This is a genomic window from Pseudomonas sp. PF05, from assembly GCF_056521845.1.
In genome coordinates this window covers 1-11,656 of sequence record NZ_JBWLPW010000038.1, presented here as the reverse complement: position 1 = coordinate 11,656, position 11,656 = coordinate 1, and the positions used below count along the sequence as shown (strand labels likewise).

Here is an 11,656-nt window from a genome sequence, read left to right as displayed (position 1 = left end):
ACGAACAGGTCCATCAGGTCTTCGTCAGGGAAAACCGTGTTGCCCACCACGTTGATGTGCTGGATGGCCGCCACGGTGCCTTCGTTGATGTTGACCTTCAGGCCGACACGGTTGCGCGGTTGCGGCACCACTTCGGTGTCGACGGTGGCCGAGTAGCGGCCCTGGGCAACGTACTGGCGTTGCAGCTCGTTACGCACGCCTTCGAGGGTGGCGCGCTGGAAGATCTCGCCTTCGGCAAGGCCCGATTGCTTGAGGCCTTTCATCAGGTCTTCGGTGGAGATCGCCTTGTTGCCTTCGATCTCGATACTGGCGATGGATGGACGCTCGACAACGGTGATGACCAGCACATCACCGTCGTGTCCCAGTTGGATATCCTGGAAAAAACCGGTCTTGAACAGCGCACGCGTGGACTCCACCAGGCGTCGCTCGTCTGCGTTATCGCCGACGTTCAAGGGCAAGGCACCAAAGACACTGCCTGCGGAGACGCGCTGCAGGCCATTGATACGAATATCGGAAATCTTGAAGCCTTGGGCGTGGGCAAGTGTGACATTGAGCAGCAGTGCAGCCGAGCAGAGCAGGCGCGAAAAATTCATCAAGATCTTATCCAGGACACATCGACAGGTGGTGTAGGTGGACGCGGATATCTCACCGCAAGACGAGTCACCGCGGGAGCGAGCGGGCTGGTGGCGAGCAAGCATAAAAGTTCGCTGCGTTTGGTGCGGTTAACCCAATGTCAAGTTAGGTAAAGGTTGGCCCGTGGCGATGACGGTGCGCGGCGCACGGGCGATAATGGACCGACACCTACTCAAGAGCGCCCCATGATCTCTGTATTGCTAGTCGACGATGACCAGGAACTGACGGGAATGCTCAGCCAATACCTGGAGCGCGAAGGCTTTGAGGCGACTGCCGTGCACACCGGGGAGGAGGGCGAGGTGCAAGCGCTGTCCGGTCGCTACAGCATCGTGGTGCTGGACGTGATGCTGCCGCGGTTGTCGGGTATCGAGGTGCTCAGGCGCATTCGGGCCGTGAGCCGGGTGCCGGTGGTGTTGCTGACGGCCCGTGGCGACAACATCGACAAGATCACCGGCCTGGAGCTGGGCGCCGATGACTATGTGCCCAAGCCCAGCTCACCGGGGGAACTGGTGGCGCGTTTGCGGGCGATCATGCGCCGGGTGCAGCCAGCGGATCAGCCCTGCGGTGAAGTGATCAGGACCGGGCCGCTGGTCCTGTGGCCTGGCAAGCGCCAGGCGCTCTGGCAGGGGCGCGAGCTGGGGGTGACCAGCACCGAGTTCAGTTTGCTCGAGGAGCTGGCCCGCTGTGCCGGGCAAGTGGTGAGTAAACAGAACCTGTCGCTCAATGCCCTGGGTTGTCCCTTGACTCGCTATGACCGGCGCATCGATGTGCACATCAGCAGCATTCGCCACAAGCTGGGCCCGCGTCCCGATGCCAAGGCCTGGATCCAGAGCGTGCGGGGCCTCGGTTACCTGTTGATCGCCGAATGATGAAGCCCAGCCGGCTGTTCTGGAAACTGTTCCTGGCGTTCTGGCTCGCCACCAGCTTGACGTTTCTGGTGGGGTTGGGCCTCTTGGTCATGGGCAGTCCCAAGCCAGGTGATCCTCATCTGGAAACGGTCCTTGCCACTGAAGAGCAGCTATTGCGCCAGTTTGGCATCGAGTCGGGCCGGCAACTGCTGGCAGTGTGGGAACACCCGGATGACCAGGCCATCGGCGTCTATGACAGTGCCGGTCAGTTGTTGGCCGGCACGCCGGTGCCGCAACCGGCCTACGAGCGATCGGTTATCAGCAAAGAGGGCATCGTGCTGTCGCTCAAGTCAACCCATCCCCTGGACAAAAAAGGCGACAGAGGGCCGAGCCACTGGACGCCGTTGATCATCGGCACAGTCATGAGTGCACTGTTCAGCGGCTACATGGCGTTCTACCTGGCATGGCCGCTGGCCTATCTTCGGCGCGCCATGAGTGACGTGGCCCAGGGGCGCTTCGAGACCCGGGTCAAGCCGATCATGGGCGCGCGACGTGATGAAATCGTCGATCTGGCCGAAGACTGCGACCGAATGGCTAACCAGCTGAAGCTGTTGGTAGACGCCCAGCAACACTTGTTGCACGACATTTCCCATGAATTGCGCTCGCCATTGACCCGTATGCAAGCGGCCATCGGACTGCTGCAGCAGGATCCGGCTCGCCTGGAAATGGTGGAACGCATTGACCGCGAGTCGGTGCGCATGGACACGCTGATCGAGGCGCTGTTGACCCTGGCACGCTTGCAGGGGCGACCGGAGAGTATCGAGCGCGAACCCATCGATATCGTCGAGTTGCTGTCGGTGATCGTCGAGGACGCTCGATTCGAAGCGCAAATGAAAGGTTGCCAGGTCACTTTGCAGGCGTGCCCGGCCTTTGTCAGCCGGGGCAGCGGCGAGCTGTTGTATCGGTGTTTCGAGAACGTCATTCGAAACGCGGTGCGCCATACCCGGCCAGACACCACGGTGATGGTCGTGGCCCAGGTCAATGGCGACGCAGACGGCCTGACGGTGCAGATCAGTGATCAGGGTCCAGGTGTTGAACATTCGCGGCTACAGAGCATCTTCAACCCGTTCGAACGTGGCTTGAACGAAACCAGTGCCGGTTTCGGCCTGGGCCTGGCCATTGCCTCAAGGGCCGTGGAGATACACGGCGGCACCATCCTGGCGCGCAACGAGCCGTCCGGTGGGCTGACCGTGGAAATCAGCTTGCCTCGTCGGGCATGATCTTTACACGATATTACATTGGCTTGACGGCCCTGTACGCCCCGTCTCAGTAGACTTTGCGCTCAAACTTATTCAGCGTTTGCTGGTGTTTCAGCGTGGAGGTGCTCATGTTTCTGGTGCATAAGAAGGGCTTCGTTCCCGGCAAGAGAATGGTCGACGGTCTGGTGCCTTATGATTTCTTCTGCGAAGACAATCCGAGCCTCAACCTGTTTGTCTTCACCGGCTCCGCCACCCCGGGCAAAGTGGTCGAGGAGCAGACGCTCTGGGGGTTTACCCGTCTGGAACGCTTTGAAGCGCTGAGCGGCACCCTGGTGTCGAACAAAAAGCAGGAAGGCTGGTTCCAGAAGGTCAATGTACTCACCGGCCCCGCCCAGAACGGCACTCAAGGGGTGAAGTTCCAGCGGGTGCTGAAAATCATCAAGCACAGCGATGCATCTGGGCGGGTTGCCAGCAAGGCCGACTACGAGATCCAGACGGACGAAGGCGACACCTACTTCACCCGTCGGCCTGCTGCGGGGGGCAGTGCGCAAACCATTATCTATTCGGCGGATCAATAGGCTCGACTTATCCGGGGGCGTAGTTTTTACGGGCGGGATTTCAGGGTTTTGGGTGTATATCCGTTACCGCAAAAACGGATATGTACCCCATTCTCCCCGTCACCATGACGCACCGCTTCAAACGTCAGCAAGCTGAAACCGATAACCCACCCCATACAACGACTCGATAGGATTCTCCGCCGGGCAGGCCTGTTCAAGCTTGCGCCGCAGATTACGGATATGGCTGTCAACCGTACGATCAGTGACCACCCGGTGATCGGAATAGATCCGGTCGAGCAATTGATCGCGGGAAAACACCCGACCCGGGGACTGGGCCAGCGTGCTGAGCAAGCGCAGTTCCAAGGGCGTCAGGTCCAGGGCGACGCCATCAAGTGACGCCTGGTAACGGTCTTCGTCAATCAGCAGGCGCGCCGGTGCGGTGACCACCAGTTGCGGGCTGCGCCGCAGGATCGCCTTGACCCTGGCCACCACTTCACGCGGGCTGAAGGGCTTGCAGATGTAGTCGTCGGCCCCCAGGTCCAACCCGAGCAGGCGATCCACTTCCTCCACGCGGGCGGTGATCATGATGATCGGCACGGCGCTGAAGCTGCGCAGCTCCTGGCACACTTGCAGGCCGTCGCGCCCCGGCAGCATCAGGTCGAGCAGGATCAACCGCGGCGCGCTGGCCCGTACCGCCGGCACCACCTGAAGGCCATTGTCCAGGCACTGGGTCGCATAGCCGGCGGCGATCAGGTAGTCGCGCATCAATGCGGCCAGTTTGGGTTCGTCTTCGACGATAAGGATTGGACTGTCATGGGTCATGTTCAGGCGTTCCGTGGCAGGCGCAGGGTCAGCCAAAGCCCGCCCAGCGGCGAGTGATCGGCGCTGAGGCTGCCGCCATGGGCCAGGGCGATGCTTCGACAGATGGCCAGCCCCAGGCCGGCGCCGCCACTGGCGCGATTGCGTGAGGTTTCACCACGGTAAAAACGCTCGAACAACCGTGATAACTGGTCGGCATCGACCCCAGGGCCGGAGTCCAGGAACTCGACGCGCACGGTATCGCCATCGCTGGCGGCTCGAATGCGCAGCACGCCACCCTCGTCGGTATAACGCACGGCATTTTCCAACAGGTTGCTGAACAGTTGCTGCAAGCGCTTGGGATCGGCCTCCAGCCGTAGCGACGATGCCGGCAGTTCCAGCTCCAGGCTCAAATGCCGGGCATTGCAACGTTCCTGGAACATCGCCACGCAACCGTCCAGCAAGTCGTTGAGATCGCATTCGCTCTTGCGGTAGGTCAGCGCGCCGACATCGGCCAGGGACAGTTCGTACAGATCATCCACCAGTTTGCTGAGCATGCTGACTTCGCCTTGCAGCGATTTCATCGAGGAAGGGTCGAGGGTGCGCACGCCGTCTTCGATGGCTTCCAGCTCGCCGCGTAATACCGACAACGGGGTGCGCAGTTCGTGGGACACATCAGCCATGAATTCCCGGCGCATCTTTTCGTTGCGTTCCAGGGTATACGCCAGTTGGTTGAAGTCTCGGGCCAACTGGCCGACTTCGTCATTGGAGGCCACCGACACGCGGTTGCTGTATTCCCCGGCGGCCAGCCGGTGCGTGGCGGCGGCCACTCGCTTGACCGGGTCGAGCAGGGTACGGGCGATCCACCAGGCAATCAGCATCGCCAACAGCAACGAGAGCACGCCCACGGCCAGGCTCGTGCGCACCAGGTACAGGCGAAAGCGTTCGCCGCCAGCTTCGGTCACGTTCTGGAACGGCGTCACCGCCAGCCAGCCGACGGTTTTGCCGGCGACCTCGATCGGGCGCATCAGGGCGTCGTCGCCGATGGCCGAATAGCCCATGATCAGGTGTTTTTGTTGGTCGAGCAGGGCGATGCGAAACACCGCGCCGGTCAGGTCGGACATCGGCATGGGAGGGCGCCCTGGGGGGGTGGTGTTTTCGCCCGGTTCCGGGCGTAGCAGTTCGAACCAGCGATCGGGCTGGTTGCGCAGGAATTCCCAGTCGCCTTCGCGCTCGTAGGCGCCCGCCAGGCGGGGGAGCACCGGCTTCATGCGCAACAGTGCCTGTTCGTTGAGGTAGTCGAGAAAGCCGTTGCCAAAGCTCCAGCCGTTGGCCACTCCCATGCTCAGGATGACAAACAGCACGCTGGCCATGACGGCAATAAACAACTTGGTGGAGATGCTCAGTTTCATGGGCTCGGGCAGTTCGATGAATGGCCCGACCATTTAGGCCCTGGTGCGATGAAGATTCAAGGGTGGCGGACAATCTTCAATTTTCCTGCACATTTGCCTCGCAGTATGGCGCCTGGCTTGAACCATCCGTCTTGCAGAGGCAATTATGTCGACCAAATTATTCGCCAAATCCCTGGTGACCGCCGCCTTTCTGGTGTGCTTGATCGTTTTGTTCATGTTGGGCGGTTGCTCCGGCGAATCCGCGCCCACACCCGAACCGTCCAAGGTCTCGGTAATCACCGTGCAACCGCAAAGCCAGGCGCTGACCACTGAACTGGCCGGACGCACCCAGGCGTTCATGGTCGCCGAGATACGCCCGCAGGTGGGCGGTATCGTCCAGCAGCGCTTGTTTGTCGAAGGGGCCGAGGTCAAGGCCGGGCAGGCGTTGTATCAATTGGACGCAGCGTCCTACAAGGCCGCATTGGCTGAGGCCCAGGCGAACCTCGCCAAGGCCCGTGCCACCTTGAAGTCGGCCCAGGCCACGGCCAAGCGTGACGCCCAGTTGGTAAAGATCGATGCCATCAGCCAGCAGGACAACGAGGATGCCCAGGCCAGCCTGCTGACCGCCGAAGCGGAAGTGCAAGTGGCCCAGGCCGATGTCGACACCGCACGCATCAACCTGGCGTATACCCGCATCAGTTCCCCCGTCAGTGGGCGCATCGAAACCTCGACGGTCACGCCCGGCGCGCTGGTGGTCGCCAACCAGGACAGCGCACTGACCACCGTGCAGCAGTTGGACCCGATGTATGTCGACGTCACCCAGTCGACCACCGAACTGTTGCGCCTCAAGCGCGACCTGGCCAGCGGTCTGCTGCAGAGCAATGGCGAAGGTGAAGCGCGGATCAGCCTCAAGCTCGATGACGGCAGCACTTACGCCCATGAAGGTCGCTTGAAATTCAGTGGGGTCAGCGTCAATGAGGGTACTGGCACGGTGACTTTGCGGGCGCAAATCGCCAACCCCGAGCGGCTGTTGCTGCCGGGCATGTACGTGCGGGCGGTGCTGGAGCAGGCGCGGGATGACAAGGCCATCCTGATTCCACAGAAGGCGGTGACCCGCAGCGCCAGCGGCGCGACTTCGGTCCTGGTGGTGGTCAATGGCAAAGTCGAGCAGCGCATGCTGACCATCGACCGCGCCGTGGATAACCAGTGGTGGGTCACGGCTGGGCTGAACGCGGGAGACCAGGTGATTGTCGAGGGCGGGCAGAAAGTCCGGGTCGGTGAAACCGTCGTGGCACAGAACACCGGCACCCGCAGCCGTACGCAGAAAGCCACGCCTGTTGCCATTGCGCAGGAGGGTTGAGCATGGCGCGTTTCTTTATCGACCGACCGATTTTTGCCTGGGTCATCGCCATCGTCATCATGCTTGCTGGCGCCTTGTCCATCAGCCAGTTGCCCTTGGAGCAATATCCGGACATCGCGCCGCCGACGGTGCGCATTTCCGCGACCTACACCGGCGCCTCGGCCAAGACCGTGGAAGACTCGGTGACCCAGGTCATCGAACAGCAAATGAAGGGCCTGGATAACCTGACCTACATGTCGGCCTCCAGCAGCTCTGATGGCAGCGCCAGCATCAGCCTGACCTTCACCGCCGGCACCAACCCGGACGTGGCCCAGATGCAGGTGCAGAACAAGTTGCAACAGGCCGAGTCGAGGTTGCCGCAGTCGGTGCAAAGCGAGGGCCTGACCGTGACCAAGGGCGGTTCGGACTTCCTGATGATTGCCGCCCTGGCGTCCGACAATCCGAGCGTCACCGGCACGCAGATCGGCGACTACATTTCCAGCACGCTGCTCGATTCCATCAGCCGCATCGACGGTGTCGGCGACGTGCAGACATTGGGCTCCGGCTATGCCATGCGCATCTGGCTGGACCCGGCCTTGCTGGAAAAATACGCGCTGATGCCTTCGGATGTCAGCACTGCCCTGGAGGCGCAGAACACCGAAGTTTCTGCCGGCCAGCTCGGCGCCATGCCGGCGGTGAAGGGGCAGCAGTTGAACGCCACCATCAGCGCCCGCAGCAAGCTGCAAACCGTCGAGGAGTTTCGCGATGTGGTGGTCAAGTCCACCAGCGACGGTGCGGTGGTGCTGCTTGGGGATGTGGCGCGGGTTGAATTGGGCAGCGAAAGCTACGACGTAACCTCCGCCCTCAACGGCAAACCCGCTGCCGCCATGGGCGTCCAGCTCGCCGCCGGGGCCAACGCCCTGAACGTGGGAGAAGCGGTGAAGGCCAAGCTCAAGGAGCTGGAGCCGTTTTATCCGACCGAGATGCAACTCAAGAACGTGATCGCCTACGACACCACACCCTTTGTCAGCCTGTCCATCGAAGAGGTGGTCAAGTCCTTGGGCGAGGCGATTGTCCTGGTCGTGCTGATCATGTTCCTCTTCCTGCAGAACCTGCGGGCCACGTTGATCCCCGCGATCACGGTGCCGGTGGTGCTGCTGGGGACATTCGGCGTGCTGGCGCTGTTCGGTTATTCGATCAACACCCTGACCATGTTCGCCATGGTCCTGGCCATCGGCCTGTTGGTGGACGACGCGATTGTGGTGGTGGAGAACGTCGAGCGGGTGATGGACGAGCAGGGGCTGTCGGCCCTGGACGCCACGCGCCGGTCGATGGATGAAATTACCAGCGCCTTGGTCGGCATCGCCCTGGTGCTCAGTGCGGTGTTCATTCCCATGGCGTTTTTTGGCGGTTCTACAGGCGTTATCTACCGGCAGTTTTCGGTCACCATCGTCTCGGCCATGGTGCTCTCGGTGCTCGTCGCCATGACGCTGACGCCGGCATTGTGCGCGACCCTGCTCAAGCCCTCCGATGGTCAGGGCCATGGCGCTCAACGCGGATTCTTCGGCTGGTTCAACCGCACGTTCGAGCGGGCTGCCGAGGCCTATAAACGCCAGGTGGGGGGCATTTTGCAGCGCGGGCGTGTCGGTTGGCTGGTGTATGGGGTGGTGCTGCTGGTGATGGCCGCCGGTTATTTCAGCCTGCCGACTTCGTTCCTGCCTGACGAGGACCAAGGCATTCTCATGGCCCAGGTGCAGTTGCCGGTCGGGGCCACGGACAGCCGCACGCAAGCGGTGGTCAAGCAATTCGAAAGCTACCTGCTGGAACAGCCGGAAGTCGAAGCACTGATCAGCATTTCCGGCCTGGGCATGAACGGCAACAGCCAGAACAGCGCCCGTGCATTTATCCGCCTCAAGGATTGGAGCGAGCGTACGGGAGCGGGGCAGGATGCGGCGTCCTTCGCCCAGCGCGCGACCATGGCACTGTCGAGCATCGGCGATGCCAATGTGTTCGTCATGCAACCGCCGGCCGTACGCGGTTTGGGGCAGACGTCTGGCTTCGATGTACAACTCAAGGACCTCGCCGGCTTGGGGCATGACACGCTGGTGGCGGCGCGGGAAAAACTCATCGAGCTGGCCAACCAGGACCCTCGCTTGCTCGGCGTACGCAGCAATGGCCTGGACGACGCTCCGCAGCTCAAGGTCAGCATCGATGATCGCAAGGCCGGGGCCTTGGGCCTGAGCACCAGCGACATCAACACCACGCTGTCCACGGCGTTGGGCGGCACGTACGTCAATGACTTCCTCAACCAGGGGCGGGTGAAGAAGGTCTATGTCCAGGGCGAGGCCGCGGCGCGGATGCAGGCCGCTGACCTGGAGCACTGGTTTGTGCGCAACAGCAACGATGAAATGGTGCCGTTTTCCTCGTTCGCCAGCAGTTCCTGGAGCTACGGCTCGCCGTTGCTGGAACGCTACAACGGCAACGCCTCGCTGGAGGTGGTTGGCGATCCGGCGCCCGGCGTCAGTTCCGGGGACGCCATGGACGCGGTGGAAGCGTTGATCAAGCAATTGCCGGAGGGCATCGGCTACGAATGGACCGGGCAGTCCTATCAGTTGCGCCTTTCCGGTTCGCAGGCGCCATTGCTGTACGGGATTTCGGTGCTGTTCGTGTTCCTCTGCCTCGCTGCGCTCTATGAGAGTTGGTCGGTACCTTTCTCGGTGATGCTGGTGGTGCCGCTGGGGGTAGTGGGCGCGGTGCTGGCCACGCGTGTCAGTGGCTTGAGCAACGACGTGTACTTTCAGGTCGGGTTGTTGACCACCGTGGGGTTGGCGGCCAAGAACGCGATTCTGATCGTCGAGTTTGCCAAGCACCTGCAAGAACAGGGCAACAGCTTGCGCGAGGCGACGCTGATCGCCGTGCGCCAACGCCTGCGGCCGATTCTCATGACGTCCCTGGCCTTCATGTTCGGCGTCTTGCCCCTGGCCCTGAGTAGCGGCGCCGGTTCCGCCGGACGCCAGGCCATCGGTACCGGTGTGCTGGGCGGCATGTTGTCCGCCACGGTGCTTGGGATCTTCTTCGTCCCGTTGTTTTTCGTGCAGATTCGCCGGCGTTTCGCCCGCGTTTCCACGGCTTCGACCTCTGTTCCATCCGCCCAGTCAGGTGACGCATGATCAAGTTCCGCTGGCCATTGCTGGCCATCCTCACGCTGCTCGGTGGCTGCATGAATCTGGCGCCGCAGTATGAACGCCCTGAGGCGCCGGTCTCCGAGCAATGGCTGCCGGTCGCCAGCACGCCCAAGGGCGAGGTGAGAGCCGATATCGAGTGGCAAAATTTCTTCACCGACAGCCGCCTGGCGCGCTTGCAGTCCTTGGCGCTGAGCAACAACCGCGACCTGCGCCTGGCGGTCCTGAACGTTGAAAAGGCCCAGGCGCAATACCGCATCCAGCGGGCTGAGTCCTTGCCGTCGATCGATGCCAGTGTCAGTGGCACCCACAGTCGCACGCCCGGTTCGTTGTCCAACACGGGCTCGGCGGCGACCACCCATGACTACAGTGCGCAACTGGGGCTGAGCAGTTATGAAGTGGACCTGTTTGGACGGGTGCAGAACCTTCAGGACGAAGCCCTGGAAGATTATCTGGCCCTGACCGAAACCCGGCGCAGCACGCAGATCAGCCTGGTGGCCGAAGTGGCCACGGCCTGGTTGACCCTGGCGGCCGACAACGAGCGCCTGCACCTGGCCCAGGAGACCTTGCGCAGCCAGCAGGCGACCTACGAACTGACCCAGCGCAGCCACGCCTTGGGCGGCTCGTCCGGCCTGTCCGTGGCCCAGGCGCAAACCACCGTGGAGTCGGCGCGGGTCGACGCGGCGGCGTATGAAAGCCAGATCCTGCAGGATCGCAACGCATTGCGCCTGCTGGTGGGCAGCGACATTCCCGAAGAGTTGTTGCCGGGCGCGTACCTGGAGTCGGCCGCGGCGCTGGTGCAGGTGCCGGCAGACCTGCCTTCCAGCCTGTTGCAACGACGCCCTGATGTGCTGGCCGCGGAGCATACGCTCAAGTCGGCCAATATCGACATCGGCGCCGCCCGTGCGGCGTTCTTTCCCAGCATCAGCCTGACGGCCAACGCCGGTTCCTCAAGCTCGGCCTTGTCTGGCCTGTTCAAGTCCGGCAGTGGCGCCTGGACGTTTGCCCCGAGCATCAGCCTGCCGATCTTCGATGCCGGCAGTAACCGCGCGACCCTGGACTCGGCCAAGACCGAGCGCGAGATCCAGGTGCAGACCTACCAGCAAACATTGCAAAGCGCCTTCAAGGAAGTGGCCGATGCCCTGGCGGAGCGCAGCACGCTGGATCGCCGCATCGAGGCCCAGCAGGCGTTGACCGACGCCAGCCGCGAGAGCTTCGAACTCTCCGACGCGTTATACCGTGGCGGTTCGCAAAGCTATCTCGAAGCCCTGGACGCCCAGCGCTCCCTGTACAGCGCGCAACAGGACCTGATCACCCTGCGCCTGACCGAGCAGAGCAACCGCGTGACGTTGTACAAGGTGATGGGCGGCGGCTGGAATTAAGGAGCCCGCCCCTGTGGGAGCAAAGCTTGCTCGCTATAGCGTCAGCACATCCAACATCACGGCAGACTGACCCACCGCCATCGCGAGCAAGCTTTGCTCCCACAGGGATCTGTGGTGAGCATCGGCCCCGTGCTTCCCCGGAGCGCCCTGTGGGAGCAAGCTCAGCTCCCACAGAAGATTTGTGGTGAGCACCGGACCCCATGTCCCCCCGGGAACGCGCCTGTGGGAGCAAAGCTTGCTCGCGATAGCGTCAGCACATCCAACATC

At 62.3% G+C, this 11,656-nt stretch carries 9 protein-coding genes; 6 read left to right on the top strand and 3 right to left on the bottom strand.

Annotated features, from left to right (window positions below):
• On the bottom strand, positions 1–593 hold a 593-nt coding region (locus AC09SL_RS29275), incomplete at its 3' end, for a POTRA domain-containing protein (protein ID WP_479571975.1).
• Positions 594–818: 225 nt separating this feature from the next.
• Here AC09SL_RS29275 and AC09SL_RS29270 point away from each other — a divergent pair.
• The 3 genes from AC09SL_RS29270 (at position 819) to AC09SL_RS29260 (ending at position 3,318) form a co-directional block, all read left to right on the top strand.
• Entirely contained in the window at positions 819–1,502 is a 684-nt protein-coding gene (locus AC09SL_RS29270) for a response regulator transcription factor (RefSeq protein ID WP_058542360.1), read from the top strand.
• Positions 1,499–2,761, top strand: coding sequence for a HAMP domain-containing sensor histidine kinase (locus AC09SL_RS29265; RefSeq protein WP_058542359.1), 1,263 nt, complete (start codon positions 1,499–1,501; stop codon positions 2,759–2,761). The genes AC09SL_RS29270 and AC09SL_RS29265 overlap by 4 nt, the downstream gene beginning before the upstream one ends.
• 107 nt (positions 2,762–2,868) lie before the next feature.
• The gene (locus tag AC09SL_RS29260; protein ID WP_058542358.1) at positions 2,869–3,318 is read left to right on the top strand and encodes a hypothetical protein; all 450 of its coding nucleotides are present in this window, start codon (positions 2,869–2,871) and stop codon (positions 3,316–3,318) included.
• 117 nt (positions 3,319–3,435) lie between these two features.
• Here AC09SL_RS29260 and AC09SL_RS29255 read toward each other — a convergent pair whose 3' ends face one another.
• Positions 3,436–4,119 (bottom strand): response regulator, encoded by a 684-nt coding sequence (locus AC09SL_RS29255; RefSeq protein WP_058542357.1) that lies wholly within the window; start codon positions 4,117–4,119, stop codon positions 3,436–3,438.
• A gap of 2 nt (positions 4,120–4,121) precedes the next feature.
• Positions 4,122–5,540: a sensor histidine kinase efflux regulator BaeS gene (baeS, locus tag AC09SL_RS29250; protein WP_058542356.1), complete on the bottom strand. Its 1,419-nt coding sequence runs from the start codon at positions 5,538–5,540 to the stop codon at positions 4,122–4,124.
• 112 nt (positions 5,541–5,652) lie between these two features.
• On the opposite strand from baeS, the gene AC09SL_RS29245 reads away from it, so the two are divergent.
• The 3 genes from AC09SL_RS29245 to AC09SL_RS29235 are packed head-to-tail and all read left to right on the top strand — an operon-like array spanning position 5,653 to position 11,389.
• Positions 5,653–6,846, top strand: coding sequence for an efflux RND transporter periplasmic adaptor subunit (locus AC09SL_RS29245; RefSeq protein WP_058542355.1), 1,194 nt, complete (start codon positions 5,653–5,655; stop codon positions 6,844–6,846).
• Between the two features lie 2 nt (positions 6,847–6,848).
• Positions 6,849–9,995 carry an efflux RND transporter permease subunit gene (locus AC09SL_RS29240; RefSeq protein WP_058542354.1) on the top strand — a complete coding sequence of 1,049 codons (3,147 nt, stop codon included), beginning with the start codon at positions 6,849–6,851 and terminating at the stop codon, positions 9,993–9,995.
• Positions 9,992–11,389 (top strand): efflux transporter outer membrane subunit, encoded by a 1,398-nt coding sequence (locus AC09SL_RS29235; protein ID WP_058542353.1) that lies wholly within the window; start codon positions 9,992–9,994, stop codon positions 11,387–11,389. The genes AC09SL_RS29240 and AC09SL_RS29235 overlap by 4 nt, the downstream gene beginning before the upstream one ends.
• Positions 11,390–11,656 lie beyond the last annotated feature (267 nt).